We start from the raw sequence: 14,135 nt of genomic DNA on the forward strand, positions 1-14,135 counted from the left end.
TGCTCCGACCAGGAATACAACGAATTCGTGCGCCAATGCCCGGAATTCGAGCGCATGCTGGTGCGTAACGGCATCCACCTCATCAAGTTCTGGTTCTCGGTCAGCCGCGAAGAGCAGCGCCGGCGCTTCCGCGAACGTCAGGTGCACCCGCTCAAACAGTGGAAACTCTCGCCGATCGACATGGCTTCGCTCGACAAATGGGACGACTACGGCAAGGCCAAGGAAGCCATGTTCTTTCACACCGACACGGCGGATGCGCCGTGGACGGTGATCAAATCCAACTGTAAAAAACGCGCCCGCTTGAACGCCCTGCGCTACGTCCTGCACAAGCTGCCCTACACCAACAAGGATGTGAGCCTCGTCGGCACGCTCGATCCGCTCATCGTAGGCCGCGCCAATCTGGTGTACGAACGCGGCGAGGCGTAAGCCAGGAGATGCGATCGCTTGCCAGTTCCTATGTTGTTTTCCATATCACTGTATGGTTTTTTACATGGTTTAATGCTACTTTACGTCTATGGCAAAAACTCGCTTTGATTGGGATCCCGACAAGGACATCGAAAATCAGAGAAAGCACGGAGTATCCTTTTTCCGTGCCCAATACGCTTTTGCGGACCCACTGCGCGTGATCGCCAAAGACGAGGCCCATAGCCAAACCGAAGAGCGGTTCTATTGCTTTGGTGAAGTTGATGGCGGTGTGCTCACGGTGCGGTTCACTTACCGCGCTTTGCTTATTCGAATCATCGGCGCCGGTTATTGGCGTAAAGGAAAGGCCATCTATGAGCGCGAAAATCAAATACACCGATGAACCCCTCGGTAAGACTCAGGTGCTTGCAGACTTCCTCCCTTCGCCTGCCGAATTGGCGTTTCGTGAAGAAGGCGTGAAAGTAACCTTGGCTCTGAGCAAGAAGAGCATCGAGTTCTTCAAGTCTGAGGCCGCCAAACATCACACCCAGTACCAACGCATGATTCGTCGGCTCATTGATGCCTATGTCGATGCTCAAGCTCCAACCGGGCGTTCACCCGGTCCTCACGCATAAAGCCGCGCAGCGCCGGATAGCTCTACGTGGGGCCTATATTCCATGCTTGTACTTGTTGTGCTTCTGCTAGCAATAACAATTCCTTTTGGCATCCTCGTCTTCACTGTCAAGGCCACTGAGGCGGAGCGGAAACAGGTTGAACACCATCCCGTCAGCCGGCGTTTCTGCGCGTTTGTGTTCGCAGTGGCTGCCTTGCTTGCTGTGCTGTGGGTGTTTCGAGGTACCGGGCCTGAATATTCTCCTGCTATTGGCCTTTTTTTGGGCATTCCCGCAGCCGTGATTTCTGCGTTACTCGCAGCGGCCAGTCATCGTTATCTGGTCGGCCGCTCAAAAGTGATTGCAATCATTGCAGGTATTTCCATCACTATTCTTACAGCTCTCAGTATCTCTGTATTGCTTGCTGTTTTCTTCGCTCCAGGTCAGTTCATTTCCTATTTGGCCGCTTTTGGTCTCGTTATTGTTTTGACGCCACCTGGCATTCTGGCGTTGCTCATTGGTGGCTGTGCTGGGTTTCTGCTCAGCTATCTCTCCAAGCGCAAGCGGCCTAGCTGATGACGTAAGCTGCCGAGCCGGTGGCGATCAGTAGTCCGCTTTCGTTTTCCAGGCGCATCTGCACCGAGGCGATGCGCCCTCCCAAGCGGGTGATGAGGCCGGTGGCGGTAAACAGCTTGCCGATGCCTTGTTGTAAAAAATCGGTGCGCAGGTCGATGGTGCCGACGCGGCCAAAGCGGTGCGCCACCTGTTCCGCCGTTTCGTTGGCGTATTTTTCGGCAATTCCGACGACGGCGGCAAACCCGCCCGCAGTGTCGAGTACGGCCGAAATTACCCCGCCATGCAGGCGTCCGTACAGGTAATGGCCGACCAGTTCCGGGCGCATGGCAAAACGCAACTGCGCTGCCTGCGGATCGAAGGAGGCGACTTTCAGCCCGAGCACTTCGTTGAAACTGATGCGATGCTCGAACATCTCGCGCAAAGTGGCTTCCAGCCGTACTTGTTCAGCGCTGGAGCGGCGGGGGAGGGCGGCGGTAGGTGGCGTCATGGTGGATGCGAATAAATAAGTGAGCCGTCGGTGGTGGGCGCTACTCAGCGCTGTGCACCCGGTTGCGCCCGGCCGCTTTGGCTTGATAGAGCGCCTTGTCGGCACGGGCGAAAAGTGCGTCGAAGTGGGGCGTTTCATCCGGGCAGGCGGTCAGGCCAAAGCTGGCTGAAATCGGTCCCATCTCCGGGATGTCCTCGAAATGGATCGTGGTGATGGCGGCGCGCAGGCGTTCGGCAATTTTCTGGGCTTCGGCTAGACCGGTTTTGGGCAGCAGAATGGCAAATTCTTCGCCGCCGATGCGGGCAAAGAGGTTCTGTTTGCGCAACTGACTTTGACAGATCTGGGCAACGGCCTTGAGCACGCGATCCCCGACCGGGTGGCCCCAGGTGTCATTGATTTTCTTGAACCAGTCGATGTCAAAGAGCGCCAGCGACAAAGGCGTCAGCAAGGTTTTGCTGCGCAGCAACTCTTGCTCCGCCGCAACAAGGAAGAAACGACGATTGGCTGCGCCGGTCAGGGAGTCGGTATTGGCGAGGTTTTTCAACTCTTCCTGCAGGTCGTGCAGTTCGGTGATGTCGCTGCTGAAGCCGATCAAGCCCGGTTCGCCGTTGAAGACGATGGGCATCTTGATCGACCAGTAATGCCGCTGCTTGCCATCCGGGCTAAGAAAGGATTCCTTCAGGGCGATTTTTCTGCCTTCTTCGAGCACGACGCGGTCGGCCTGGGAGAAAAAATCGGAAAGCTCTTGGCCGACCAAATCGGTTTCAAGCTGGCCGACGATTTCGTCGACGGTTTTTCCGTAGGCGACGGCTATGTGCTGATTGGCGTAGAGATAGCGGCGCTGGCGGTTCTTGACGTATACGGTGGCCTCCATGTTGTCCAGCACCAGCCGGAGTTGCTCTTTTTCCTGGCGCAATTCCTCTTCGAGCTGTTTGAAGGCCGTGATGTCGGTCGAGACGCCGTACATCCCGGAAACCTGGCCGGTTTGATCGAACAGCGGTTTCTTGATGCTCAGGAAGATGCGCGCGCCGGCACCGCCTTTGACCCGATTGGTTTCTTCGCGGGAAATGGTGCGGGCGAATTCGATGGCTTCACGGTCGTTATGCGCGACATTTGCTGCTGTCTCGGCTTCGAAAAAATCGTGGTCTGTCTGGCCGACGATCTGCCCGCTGTCTTCCTGCCCCCACAGCGCCAGGGTGGCGCGATTGGCGAAGGTATATCGGCCATGCCTGTCCTTGGCGTAGATGCAGGCCCCCACGTCGTCGAGCAGATAGCGCAGTTGCGCCGCATCCAGGGGGAGTGCGGGTGAAATGCTGTCGTGTTGAGCCATGGCTTTTTGTGTTGCGAAGCGGGGCGGCGCTTATTTGCCGGATTTCGGATAGCCCGCCAGATCGAGCATCTGCTCGTACAGGCTGGCGTTGAAGCCGCGCTGGTGCTGGCGGCCGACTTGCAGGCTGGGCACGAAAACGTCGCCGATCAGGGCCGTGAGGGCGGCCTGGTCGGCTGCGTTTTCGATCCGTTTTTCGTGAAAGGGAATGCCGCGCGCTTTGAGCAGATCGCGGGCGCTCTGGCATTCCGGGTCGCAGTCTTGGGTGGTGTACAGGGTGACCGGGAAATTGGCGGCGGCCTGCCGGGTGGCGAAGGGCAGGTTGTCGGCGGCCTGCGCCTTGCCGCCCACGCGCGCGGCCTGGCGGGCTTGCCCCGGGGGCGGGGTGTCGGAGAGCACGGTGCGGCCATTGGCGTCGGTCCAGCGATAGGTCTGGGCATCGGCAGCGACGCCGGTCAGGAGCAGGCTGGCGGCAAGGAAGGGCAGGCGGAGGCGGCGCATGGGGTTCTCCGGTAGAGGAAAATCAGGCGGCGATCATGCCGCTGTGGCGCAGCAAGGCGTCCGGGCTGGGCGGGCGGCCACGGAAGGCGAGAAAATTGTCGAGCGCCGAGCGTTCGCCGCCGCGCGACAGGATTTCGTCGAGAAAGCGCCGGCCGGTGGCGGGGTCGAAAGGGTCGCCCGCTTCTTCGAATGCGGCGTAACAGTCGGCGGACAGCACTTCCGCCCATTTGTAACTGTAGTAGCCGGCCGCATAGCCGCCGCCAAAGATGTGCGAGAAGCTGTGCGGAAAACGGTGCCAGGGGGGCGGAAAAAGGACGGCGACTTCGGCGCGCACCGCCTGCAAGAGGGCGAGTACCTCGGCGCTGTTGTTGGGCGCCGGGGCGCTGTGCAAGAGCATGTCGAAGAGCGAAAACTCCAGTTGGCGCACGGCCATGAGGCCGCTCTGGAAATTTTTGGCGGCCAGCATCTTGTCGAACAAAGCGCGCGGCAGCGGTGCGCCGGTGTCGATGTGGGCGCTCATGGCTTGCAGCACCTCCCATTCCCAGCAGTAATTTTCCATGAATTGCGAGGGCAGCTCGACGGCATCCCATTCCACGCCGTGAATGCCAGAAACGCCCAGTTCTTCGCCGCGTGTCAGGAGGTGGTGCAGACCGTGGCCGGTTTCGTGAAAGAGGGTGATGACTTCGTCGTGGGTGAAGGTGGCGGGCAGGGGCTGGCCGTCGCGCTCGCCGACCGGGCGGGCAAAATTGCAGTTGAGGTAGGCCACTGGCGTCTGGATGCCGCTGCCCACGCGCTGGCGGGTGCGTGCTTCGTCCATCCAGGCACCGCCGCGCTTGGTTTCGCGGGCGTAGAGATCAAGGTAAAACTGCCCAATAAGGCGACCTTCGGGCGTCGTGATGCGGTAAAAGCGCACGTCTTCGTGCCAGACGGGGGCTTGATCTGGGGCGATGCGCACGGCGAAAAGTTTTTCAATGGCGGCGAACAGACCGGCGATTACCTTGGGTTGCGTGAAATACTGTTTGACCTCTTGTTCCGAAAAGGCATAGCGCGCTTCGAGGAGTTTTTCCGAGGCGTAGGCGGCGTCCCAGGGCTGAAAATCAGTGATGCCCAGTGTTTCGCGGGCAAAGGTTTGCAGCTCGGCCAAGTCTTTTTCGGCAAAAGGTTTGGCTTTTTGCGCCATGTCACGCAGAAAGCGCAGAACCTCTTGCGGGTTTTTTGCCATTTTGCTGTCGAGCGAAATTTCAGCGTAATTGGCAAAGCCCAGGAGTGCCGCTTTTTCTGCTTTCAGGGCGAGCATTTGCGTGATCAGAGGGCCGTTGTCCCATTCTGGCAGGGAATAACCGTTGTCGATTTCGGCGGCGCGGGTGGCGTAGGCGCGGTACATCTGGGCGCGCAGCTCGCGGTTTTCGGCGTATTGCATGAACGGGCCGTAGGAGGGCGCGTGCAGGGTGAACTTCCAGCCTTCACTGCCGCTTTCCTGGGCGGCAGTGCGGGCGGCTTCCCGGGCATATTCGGGCAGACCGGCGAGTTGGGCGGCATCGGTCAGGATCAGGCTGAAGGCGTTGGTGGCATCGAGCAGGTTTTCGGAAAACTTTGCCGAGAGCTGCGAGAGCGTTTCCTGAATGGCCTGAAAACGGGGTTTGTCGGCCTCCGGCAGCTCGGCGCCGCCGAGGCGGAAATCGCGAATTTCGTTATCGACGATTTTTTTCTGCGCCGTGCTGAGTTGGGCAAAGGCCGGGCTGTCACGCAAGGCGCGGTACTTGGCGAACAAGGCGAGGTTTTGCCCGAGTTCGCTGTAAAAACGCGATATTTCCGGCAACAGGGCGTTGTACGCCTCGCGCCAGGCCGGCACGTCGTTGACCGAATGCAGGTGCCCGACGACACCCCAGGCGCGCCCCAGGTTTTCCAGCCCGGCATTGAGTGGCGCGGCAAAATCTTCCCAGGTGGCTGCGGTGTCGGAGTGGCTCAGGCGCTCGACCAGTGTCCGCCCGGCGCTGAGCAATTCGGTGATGGCCGGCGTGACGTGTGCCGGGGTGATGGCATCAAAGCGGGGCAGGTCAGTGAAGTCGAGCAGAGGGTTCAGGGGCATGGCAGGGGGGCAATCATTGATGGGGTAGAAAAAAACAAGGGGCGAACATGTCGCCCGGGTGTTTTAGAGGTGCTTGCCGGTCAGGCGCTCATAGGCTTCGCGGTATTTGGCGGCGGTACGTTCAATCACCTCGGGCGGCAGTTTGGGGCCGGGGGCGGTCTTGTTCCAGTCCAGGGTTTCCAGGTAGTCGCGCACGTACTGCTTGTCGTAGGAGGGCGGGTTGCTGCCTTCGGTGTACTGGTCGGCGGGCCAGAAGCGGGAGGAATCCGGAGTCAGCGCCTCGTCGATGAGATGCAGGGTGCCGGCGGCGTCGATACCGAATTCGAACTTGGTGTCGGCGATGATGATGCCGCGCGTGGCGGCGTAATCGGAGGCTTCCTGATAGAGACGAATCGCCGCCTCACGGGCTTCGGCGCACAGTTGCGCGCCGGTCTTGCCGGTGCCGGCGAGGGCTTCGTTGAGCGCGGCATCGCAGTGGGCGGCAGCCTGGGCGAAAGAGACGTTCTCGTCGTGGTCACCCACTTCGGCCTTGGTGGCCGGGGTGAAAATCGGGGCGGGCAATTTGGCCGCCATTTTCAACCCGGCGGGCAGGGCAATGCCGCAAATGGCCCCGGTCTGTTGGTAATCCTTCCAGCCGGAGCCAATCACGTAACCGCGTACCACGGCTTCGATGGGCAGCGGTTTCAGGCGCTTCACCACCACGGCGCGGCCGCGCACCTGTTCGCGTTCGCTTTCCGCCACCACGTTTTCCGGGTCGATGCCGGTCAGTTGATTGGGGACGATGTGGGAGAGCTTGTCGAACCAGAAATTCGCCACCGCCTGTAATACCGCGCCCTTCTGCGGAATGGGATCGGGCAGGATGACGTCGAAGGCCGACAGGCGGTCGGTGGTGACGATCAAGAGCTTGTCGGCATCCACCGCATAAATATCGCGGACCTTGCCTTTGGAAAGAAGCGGCAGGCTGGTGATGGAAGAGGCAAAGAGCGGAGCGGTCACGATCATATTCCCTAAGGTAAAGCGGGAATTATACGGGAGGCTCCCGGGGAAGCTGTTGTGCCCGTGCGGGGGCGGCTTAGCCTTCTTCTTTCTGCAATTTTTTGCGCATACGTCGGGTGCCCCAGGCAACGAAGCCGGCGATCACGGGAATGGCGCTGGCGGTGATGAGGTCGCTGTCCAGGTGGTGCAGGGTTTTCGTGCCTTTGGCGAGATAGTGCACGAGTTGCGAGCCGTAGTAGGTGAGCACCACGACCGAGAGCCCTTCGACGGTTTCTTGCAGGCGCAGTTGCAGTTTGGCGCGGCGGTTCATCTGCGAGAGCAGTTCTTGGTTCTGGCGTTCCAGTTCGATGTCTACCCGCGTGCGCAGCAGTTGGCTGTTGCGGGCGATGCGCGCAGAAAGCTCTTCCTGGCGGCGGCTGATGGCTTCGCAGGTTTTCATCGCCGGCAGCAGGCGGCGCTGCATGAATTCTTCCAGGGTCGGCAGGCCGGGAATGCGGGTTTCACGCAATTCTTCGATGCGTTGATTCACCAGGCCGTGGTAAGCGGCGGAAGCGCCGAAGCGGAAGGTGGCGCGGGCCAGTGAGTTTTCCACTTCGGCGGCCAGCTGGGTGAGCGAGGCCAGCACGCTGCGTTCGTCTTCCGGGTTCTGCGCCTGGCCGATGCGCGTCATCAGGCCGGCCAGTTGTTGTTCGCAACGATAGAGCCAGCCGGCGACCTCCTTGGCCACCGGCAGACCGAGCAAGGCCATCATGCGATAGGTTTCGATATCCACCAGGCGTTGCACGGCGGCCCCCGTCTGGCGCTGGCTGAGGCTGTCGTTGAGCACCAGAAAGCGGGAGAAACCGTTATCGAGTTTGAAATCGGTAAATACCCAGGCGGCTTTGTCGGCAATTTGCGCGCCGCCCAGGGTGCGGCCATTGGGGGCGACGCCGGCGAGGATGCTGTTTGGGCTGATTTCGCTCGTCGGGCGCAGTTCCACGTGGCAGGCGACGATCAGCTTGCCGGGAATGGTGTGTAAAAGCTCAGGACGCAGCGCGTCAAAGGCGGTATCGTCGGGCGAAAGCGTGCTCGCGGGGTCGAGTTTGCGGTAAAAGGTGTAAGAAGAAAATTCGGTATGCAATTCCCAGCGTAGGCGGAAAACGGCGGTTTCGAGCGTCAAATGGGCGTCCGAACTATCGACGGAAAGGCAGATCTGGCTCTGGCAGATTTTTTCCAGATTGGCCCGTTCTGCCTCGATCTCGCTGGGTTTGTGCTTGAATACCAGATGCGAGACCAGATAGGCTCCGGCCAAAGGCGTTGACGGACGGGCGTGAAACTCGTTGTTCAAACGCTGGCGCAGGGGGTGTTCTTGCAAATCGGCAACGATCAGGCGCGGGTGCATGGTGGTCGGTCAAAAAAAATGTTGCAGTGCAAAAGATTGTAGCATCGCCTGATTCAAGAAGGGAAAGGCCGTATTGCGGCCTTAAAAATCCGATACTTTGCTTTGAAGGGGTTGATTTTGCAGGAAAATCATGAAGATCAGGCGCTTTGCCTGGCAGCCGATGCGGCCGCCCGCGAACGTGCCTTGGCGCTCGCCTCTTTCATCGTCGAGGCCCCCGCCGGCGCGGGTAAAACGGAATTGCTGACGCAGCGGGTGCTGCGTTTATTAGCGGTCGTGGAGGCCCCGGAAGAGGTTTTGGCGCTGACCTTCACCAATAAAGCGGCCAGTGAAATGCGCGATCGCATCCTGAGCAGCCTGGATGCAGCGGCCTTGCCGGCCCCCGAGGATCTGCCGCCGCACAAGGCAGAAACGCGCCGCTGGGCGCAGGCCGTGCAGGCGCGCGATGCAGAAAAAAATTGGGGCTTAGGGGCGCACCCCGGGCGTTTGCGGATTATGACCTTGGATGCTTTGGCGGCCAGTCTGGCGCGCCAGATGCCTCTGTTGTCGCGTTTTGGCGCGCAGCCGCAGGTGACCGAGAAAGCGGCAGAACATTACGCGGCGGCCGCCCGCCAGACTTTCGCCCTGCTCGAAGACGGTGGACCGACGGGGGAAATCCTTGCTGGCGCCTTGCAATTCATGGATAACGATGCGCCGGCATTGGAAAAGCTTTTGGTGGACATGCTCAGCCGACGTGAGCAATGGCTGCCGCAAGCCGCTTCGGTCGATGGCGGCATGGCTCGGCGCGAGGATGTCGAAGCCGCTTTTGCCGCGCTGATCGTGCTGGAGCTGCGGCAGGCGGCCTCGATATTCGATGCCAAGGTGCAAGCAGCCTTGATGCCCAGTGCACGGTTTGCGGCCAGCCAGTTACCGGCGGCGTTTGCTCATCTGGCGGATTGGCAGAGCCCTTTGACGGGGGAACTGGCGGATTTGCCCGCCTGGCAGCAGCTGGCCGATTTGTTTCTCACCCAGGCCGGCACATGGCGCAAAAGCGTTAACAAGAACCAGGGTTTTTTGCCGGGCAAAGAATTCGCCGAACAAAAAGCCGCCATGCAGGCCTTGCTGCAAACGCTGGCACCGCAGGAAGATTGGGCCAGGGCGCTGGCGGCGGTGCGTGCTTTGCCGCCAGCGAAATTCAGTGATGCGCAGTGGGCAGCGGTGGAGAATTTTTCCCGCCTTTTGCGTCTGGCGGCTGGGCAGCTGTGGCTGATCTTTCAGGCCGCGGGAGAGGTTGATTTCGTCGAAATTGCCAGCCGGGCAAATCTTGCCTTGGGCGATGACGATGCGCCGACCGATCTTGCGCAGGCGCTGGACTACCGCATTCAGCATCTTTTGGTCGATGAGTTTCAGGACACCAGCCCGGGCCAGGTGGCCTTGCTGGAAAAACTCATGCGCGGCTGGGTGCCGGGGGATGGACGTACGCTCTTTGTGGTCGGCGACCCGATGCAGTCGATCTACCGTTTTCGTAAAGCCGACGTGGGTTTGTTTCTCAAGGTGCGGGAGACGGGTATGGGCGGCGTGCCGCTCGAGCATTTGCGGCTGTACCGCAATAACCGCTCGCACCCGGCGGTGGTCGATTGGGTGAATCAGGTTTTTCCGCAGATCTTTGCGCCAATCGATGAGCCGCTCGCCGGGGCGGTGCGTTTTTCTGCCGCCGTGGCGACGCGCGCGCCGCATCCGGCGAGCGCCGTGCAGGTGCACAGTTTGCTCGCCCGGCAAGGCGAAGATGGCAGCGCCGAGGAGGCGGCGCTTGCTTTGCGCTTGATCGAGGCGGCGCGCGCGCGCGATCCGCAAGGACGCATCGCAATCCTGGTGCGCGCCCGTCGCCACTTGGAAGCCCTTGTGGCGACCCTGCGCCGAGAGGCACCGGCACTGCGTTTTCAGGCGGTGGAAATCGAAGCTTTGTCCGAGCGCCAGCATGTTGCCGATGTCTTGATTCTTTACCGCGCCCTCAGCCACCGTGCCGACCGGGTGAATTGGCTGGCGCTCTTGCGTTCGCCCTGTTGCGGTCTGTGTTTGGCGGATTTGCACGCCTTGGCCGCCGGTGACAACAGGCGTACCGTGTGGCAGTTGATGCACGATGCGCAACGTCTGGCGGCGCTCAGTGAAGACGGCCGGGGCCGCCTTTTGCATGTGCGCGGCGTGTTGGCGCAAGCCTTGGCCGAACGCCAGCGGCAAAGCCCGCGGCGCTGGCTGGAGGGCACCTGGTTGTTGTTGGGCGGGGCCGATGCCTTGCCGCAGGCGAGCGATGTGGCCGATATTGAAAACCTGTTCGAACTCATCGAGCGCCTGCATCTGCAGGGGCGTTTGACGCCGGACGCTCTGACCCAGGCGCTGGACGATCTTTACGCACCAGCCGATCCGCTGGGCGGCGCGATTCAGATGATGACCATCCACAAGGCCAAGGGCCTGGAGTTTGAAACGGTCATCGTGCCGGGGCTGGCGCGCTCGCCCAAACATAATGACAGCCCTTTGCTGTTGTGGGACGAGGCGGTGGGCGAAGAGGGCCAGGCCCAGCTTTTGGTTGCCCCGATGGCGGCGCGCGGTGAAAAACGCGGCGAAGCCAGCCTCTATGATTTGCTGCGCCAGCTGGAGAAGCAGCGCAGCAGGCACGAAAGCGAGCGTCTGCTTTATGTCGCGGCGACGCGCGCCATTGGTCAGCTGCATTGGCTGGCGGTGGTGAAAACGCAGGCAGAGAATGAAGCCGAAGCCGAAGCAACGACTGGGGCAGATGCGCCCGAAGCGGAACCGACCGCGGCCGAGGCAGTTGCGCCGAACGAGGTGAAAGCGCCGCCGCCGAACAGTTTTCTCGCCCTGCTCTGGCCCCAAATCGGCACCCAGTGCAGTGCCGCAGCTTTGCTGCAGAAAAACATGCAAAAAGCCGCGCCGGCGCTTGCGCTGGAAACCTTTGTGCCGCCGCTGCTGCGCTTGCCGCAACTGCAGCTGCCGGCGCAGTTGGCGACACCGGCCCCGCCCGCTGTTGCTGCACCAGAGGTCGAGGCGCAGACCCATAGCCGAGGCGCAAACGTCGCCGCCACGCGCGAAAGCTTGACCGGCACGCTGATCCACCGCTGTCTTGAACTGATCGTGCGCGAGGGGCTGGCGGCCTGGCCGCTGGAGCGGTTGGCGCGCTGCCGTGGCGGCTGGCAACATTGGCTGCAGGCACGGGGCTTGCCAGCAGAAGAGGTGGCTCTGGCTTGTGCGGAAACTGAGCAGGCTTTACGTAATACCCTGAATTCGCCGCGCGGCCGCTGGTTACTCAGCGCGCACCCGGAAAGCGACGTCGAGCAGGGCTGGACGACGCAAGATGCCCAGGGTAGTGCGCAGCACATCATCGACCGCGTATTCGTGGCCGAGGGCGAGCGCTGGATCATCGATTACAAAAATGTGCGCGCACCGACCTCCGAGCTGCCCGCCAAGGCGGAGGAATACCGAGCGCAACTGGAGCGTTATGCCGCACTTTTTGCCGCCGACCCCAGGCCGATTCGTCTGGCGATATGGTTTGCCTTGCAAGGCGAATTTGTCGAGCTGGCGAAACCCTAGCCTAGGGTAAGGGGCCGATGCGCGCCAACCAGGAGGCCCGCCCGCGCCAGCCGGCCCACAGCGCATTGCTGCCCAGCGTCAGGCAGGGTAGGGCAAGCAGGGCGAGTGGCCAGCGCGGCGTTTCGTCCAGCGCCAAAATCAGAAACCCGAGAACGACACAGAGCGCACCCAGTGCGAGATTAAAAAAACGCGCAACCCGCCCACGGGCGATCTCGGCTAAATCAGGATAATCTTGACCCGGTGCGCTCATCAGCGGCTGGCTTGGCAAAAAATTAGCGGACGCGGACGCGAACCAGCAGCGCGCCGCCCAAGAGTAAAAACGGCGCGCCGATCACGCCGACGAACAGGCTCTTTCCATAAAGCGCCATGAATTCATCGATGCTGGCGACTGAAGGATCACTGGCTTTGAAAATAACGGCGACAGCCGTCCCGGGCGGCGCGTCTTGTACCGATTTGTTGCACCATGCATCGGTAAATTGGTAATTGCCGGCCCCATGCTGGAAGGTAACGACCGGGCAAAAGCGCTGCCCGAGCCGCCGTTTGTTTTGTTTGTCGTAGCGCACGATGGTGCCGCGTGTTCTGACAGAGTCACTGAAGTTTCTTGCCGTTTGTGCCAGCAGCGTCAGCGAATAGGCCACAGACAATAATCCTGGAAGGAAAAAAACCAGGAAGAAGAACAGCTGCAGGCGGTGTTTTAACGGCAAAACCTTCTCCCGAGCTCTTGTGGTGGCGCTTACTGCGTGCCCGGAAATAGGGCGGCCATCTGTGCCTGGGCGATGGGGTGGTGCTGCGCGGCCGCCTTGCGGATCCACTCGGATGCCTGGCGCTCATCGCGTTCGACGCCGCTGCCCTCGGCATAGAGGGTGCCCAGCCAATGCATGGCATCGGCCTGATTTTGCTGCGCCGCTTTGGTCAACCACTGGACGGCAGCTTCCGGGCGTTGGCGCTGCAGAAAAAAGAGAGCGAGGGCGAGTTGTGCCGAGGGCTCGCCTCGGTCAGCGCGCAGCAGGTTGTCTTGTTCGCTGGGGCTCAACTCGAGTTTGCCCAGCTGTAATAAATCTGCCACCACCAGGCGCGATTCTTCTTCTGGCCGCCCACTGGCCATTTTGCGCAGCAAGCCGTCGGCAATGCGCCGCCACAGCGTGCGCTTGCTCAAGCCGGTAAGCGTGACGGCAGTGCTCAGGGTGACGTGCGGGGTGTCGTGCGGGCGGTCATTCATACTGTTCAGGATGCCGCGCCCGGCCACAGGATGCAAGCCCAGACTGCGGCGGCATTGACGAGTGCGAGCAAAACGGCGGCGCTGCCCATGTCTTTGGCGCGTTTGGCGAGCTCGTGTTTTTCCGGGCTGGCCTTGTCGACAATGGCTTCCAGCCCGGAATTAAGAATCTCGACGATGAGGACGAGCAAAATGCTGCCCACCAAGAGCGCCCGTTCGACACCGTCCTGCCCGAAATAGAGCGCCAGCGGCAGGGCGATGAGCGCCAGCAGCACTTCCTCACGAAAGGCCGCTTCGTGCTTCCAGGCGGCCGCCAGCCCATCGCGCGAATAGCCCAGGGCGTTGAAGAGTCGGCTCAGGCCTTGTTTGCCTTTGAATTCCCGGTAGTCGCTCATGCTTTTTTATCCAGCAAAGATTTGAGAAAACGCCCGGTGTGGCTGGTCTTGCACTTGACCAACTGCTCTGGCGGGCCAGCGGCGAGGATGCGGCCGCCGCCGGCACCGCCTTCGGGGCCGAGGTCGATCAGCCAGTCGGCAGTTTTGATCACGTCGAGATTGTGTTCGATGACGACGATGGTGTTGCCGTGGTCGGCCAGGCGGTGCAGCACTTTCAGAAGCAGTTCGATGTCGGCGAAGTGCAGGCCGGTGGTGGGTTCGTCGAGGATGTAGAGGGTGCGGCCGGTGTCGCGCTTGGAGAGTTCGAGCGCCAGTTTGACGCGCTGTGCTTCGCCGCCGGAAAGCGTGGTGGCGCTCTGGCCGAGGGTGATGTAGGAGAGGCCGACATCCACCAGCGTCTGCAGTTTGCGGGCGACGAGCGGCACGGGGTCGAAAAAGGCGCGCGCTTCTTCTACCGTCATGCGCAGCACCTCGTGGATGTTTTTGCCCTTGTACTGGATTTCCAGGGTTTCGCGGTTGTAGCGCTGGCCGTGGCAGACGTCGCACGGCACGTAGATGTCCGGCAGGAAGTGCAT

The 14,135-nt window shown here is 61.1% G+C and carries 15 protein-coding genes and 1 pseudogene; 5 read left to right on the forward strand and 11 right to left on the reverse strand.

What is annotated here, in order from left to right; all coding sequences use genetic code 11:
• From ACM62Q_RS11725 to ACM62Q_RS11740, 4 genes and pseudogenes are all read left to right on the forward strand, one after another.
• Positions 1-426 (forward strand): annotated as a pseudogene (locus tag ACM62Q_RS11725) (polyphosphate kinase 2); the annotation flags it as partial.
• Between the two features lie 88 nt (positions 427-514).
• A complete protein-coding gene (locus ACM62Q_RS11730; protein WP_415036778.1) occupies positions 515-805 on the forward strand; it encodes a BrnT family toxin in 291 nt (96 codons plus the stop codon).
• Positions 777-1,037: a hypothetical protein gene (locus tag ACM62Q_RS11735; RefSeq protein ID WP_415036780.1), complete on the forward strand. Its 261-nt coding sequence runs from the start codon at positions 777-779 to the stop codon at positions 1,035-1,037. Before ACM62Q_RS11730 ends, ACM62Q_RS11735 begins: the two co-directional genes overlap by 29 nt.
• Positions 1,038-1,079: 42 nt before the next feature.
• The gene (locus ACM62Q_RS11740; protein ID WP_415036782.1) at positions 1,080-1,589 is read left to right on the forward strand and encodes a hypothetical protein; all 510 of its coding nucleotides are present in this window, start codon (positions 1,080-1,082) and stop codon (positions 1,587-1,589) included.
• On the opposite strand, the gene ACM62Q_RS11745 is transcribed toward ACM62Q_RS11740, so the two are convergent.
• The 6 genes from ACM62Q_RS11745 to ACM62Q_RS11770 form a co-directional block, all read right to left on the reverse strand.
• Positions 1,582-2,076 carry a thioesterase family protein gene (locus ACM62Q_RS11745; protein WP_415036784.1) on the reverse strand — a complete coding sequence of 165 codons (495 nt, stop codon included), beginning with the start codon at positions 2,074-2,076 and terminating at the stop codon, positions 1,582-1,584. The two genes, ACM62Q_RS11740 and ACM62Q_RS11745, sit on opposite strands and share 8 nt — an antisense overlap.
• A gap of 40 nt (positions 2,077-2,116) precedes the next feature.
• Positions 2,117-3,406, reverse strand: a complete 1,290-nt coding sequence (locus ACM62Q_RS11750) for a diguanylate cyclase (protein WP_415036786.1) — start codon at positions 3,404-3,406, stop codon at positions 2,117-2,119.
• A gap of 30 nt (positions 3,407-3,436) precedes the next feature.
• Positions 3,437-3,904, reverse strand: coding sequence for a DUF4124 domain-containing protein (locus tag ACM62Q_RS11755; RefSeq protein WP_415036788.1), 468 nt, complete (start codon positions 3,902-3,904; stop codon positions 3,437-3,439).
• A 22-nt stretch (positions 3,905-3,926) separates the two neighbouring features.
• A complete protein-coding gene (locus tag ACM62Q_RS11760; RefSeq protein ID WP_415036790.1) occupies positions 3,927-5,993 on the reverse strand; it encodes a M3 family metallopeptidase in 2,067 nt (688 codons plus the stop codon).
• Positions 5,994-6,056: 63 nt separating this feature from the next.
• On the reverse strand, positions 6,057-6,989 hold the full coding sequence (locus ACM62Q_RS11765) for a phosphoribosylaminoimidazolesuccinocarboxamide synthase (protein ID WP_415036792.1): 933 nt from the start codon (positions 6,987-6,989) through the stop codon (positions 6,057-6,059).
• A 76-nt stretch (positions 6,990-7,065) separates the two neighbouring features.
• The gene (locus tag ACM62Q_RS11770) at positions 7,066-8,370 is read right to left on the reverse strand and encodes a DUF3422 family protein (RefSeq protein WP_415036794.1); all 1,305 of its coding nucleotides are present in this window, start codon (positions 8,368-8,370) and stop codon (positions 7,066-7,068) included.
• A 117-nt stretch (positions 8,371-8,487) separates the two neighbouring features.
• Between ACM62Q_RS11770 and ACM62Q_RS11775 the strand changes: the two genes are divergently transcribed.
• Positions 8,488-11,949 carry a UvrD-helicase domain-containing protein gene (locus tag ACM62Q_RS11775; RefSeq protein ID WP_415036796.1) on the forward strand — a complete coding sequence of 1,154 codons (3,462 nt, stop codon included), beginning with the start codon at positions 8,488-8,490 and terminating at the stop codon, positions 11,947-11,949.
• A 1-nt stretch (position 11,950) separates the two neighbouring features.
• Here ACM62Q_RS11775 and ACM62Q_RS11780 read toward each other — a convergent pair whose 3' ends face one another.
• The 5 genes from ACM62Q_RS11780 to ACM62Q_RS11800 form a co-directional block, all read right to left on the reverse strand.
• Positions 11,951-12,199: a hypothetical protein gene (locus tag ACM62Q_RS11780; RefSeq protein ID WP_415036798.1), complete on the reverse strand. Its 249-nt coding sequence runs from the start codon at positions 12,197-12,199 to the stop codon at positions 11,951-11,953.
• Between the two features lie 22 nt (positions 12,200-12,221).
• Positions 12,222-12,761 carry a DUF3592 domain-containing protein gene (locus ACM62Q_RS11785; protein WP_415036800.1) on the reverse strand — a complete coding sequence of 180 codons (540 nt, stop codon included), beginning with the start codon at positions 12,759-12,761 and terminating at the stop codon, positions 12,222-12,224.
• Positions 12,683-13,168, reverse strand: coding sequence for a tetratricopeptide repeat protein (locus ACM62Q_RS11790; RefSeq protein ID WP_415036802.1), 486 nt, complete (start codon positions 13,166-13,168; stop codon positions 12,683-12,685). Before ACM62Q_RS11790 ends, ACM62Q_RS11785 begins: the two co-directional genes overlap by 79 nt.
• A gap of 5 nt (positions 13,169-13,173) precedes the next feature.
• Complete coding sequence (locus tag ACM62Q_RS11795; RefSeq protein ID WP_415036804.1) at positions 13,174-13,560, reverse strand: diacylglycerol kinase; 387 nt, start codon at positions 13,558-13,560, stop codon at positions 13,174-13,176.
• On the reverse strand, positions 13,557-14,135 hold a 579-nt coding region (locus ACM62Q_RS11800), incomplete at its 5' end, for an ATP-binding cassette domain-containing protein (protein WP_415036806.1). The genes ACM62Q_RS11795 and ACM62Q_RS11800, both read right to left, overlap by 4 nt.

It is taken from the genome of Azonexus sp. (assembly GCF_047638095.1).
Taxonomy (GTDB): domain Bacteria; phylum Pseudomonadota; class Gammaproteobacteria; order Burkholderiales; family Rhodocyclaceae; genus Azonexus.

What these genes read in the sequence shown, in the direction of transcription:
- ACM62Q_RS11755 (WP_415036788.1), bottom strand. Translation starts at nt 3,904, where the DNA reads ATGCGCCGCCTCCGCCTGCCCTTCCTTGCCGCCAGCCTGCTCCTGACC.
- ACM62Q_RS11760 (WP_415036790.1), bottom strand. Translation starts at nt 5,993, where the DNA reads ATGCCCCTGAACCCTCTGCTCGACTTCACTGACCTGCCCCGCTTTGAT.
- ACM62Q_RS11730 (WP_415036778.1), top strand. Translation starts at nt 515, where the DNA reads ATGGCAAAAACTCGCTTTGATTGGGATCCCGACAAGGACATCGAAAAT.
- ACM62Q_RS11750 (WP_415036786.1), bottom strand. Translation starts at nt 3,406, where the DNA reads ATGGCTCAACACGACAGCATTTCACCCGCACTCCCCCTGGATGCGGCG.
- ACM62Q_RS11790 (WP_415036802.1), bottom strand. Translation starts at nt 13,168, where the DNA reads ATGAATGACCGCCCGCACGACACCCCGCACGTCACCCTGAGCACTGCC.
- ACM62Q_RS11745 (WP_415036784.1), bottom strand. Translation starts at nt 2,076, where the DNA reads ATGACGCCACCTACCGCCGCCCTCCCCCGCCGCTCCAGCGCTGAACAA.
- ACM62Q_RS11740 (WP_415036782.1), top strand. Translation starts at nt 1,080, where the DNA reads ATGCTTGTACTTGTTGTGCTTCTGCTAGCAATAACAATTCCTTTTGGC.
- ACM62Q_RS11770 (WP_415036794.1), bottom strand. Translation starts at nt 8,370, where the DNA reads ATGCACCCGCGCCTGATCGTTGCCGATTTGCAAGAACACCCCCTGCGC.
- ACM62Q_RS11735 (WP_415036780.1), top strand. Translation starts at nt 777, where the DNA reads ATGAGCGCGAAAATCAAATACACCGATGAACCCCTCGGTAAGACTCAG.
- ACM62Q_RS11795 (WP_415036804.1), bottom strand. Translation starts at nt 13,560, where the DNA reads ATGAGCGACTACCGGGAATTCAAAGGCAAACAAGGCCTGAGCCGACTC.
- ACM62Q_RS11780 (WP_415036798.1), bottom strand. Translation starts at nt 12,199, where the DNA reads ATGAGCGCACCGGGTCAAGATTATCCTGATTTAGCCGAGATCGCCCGT.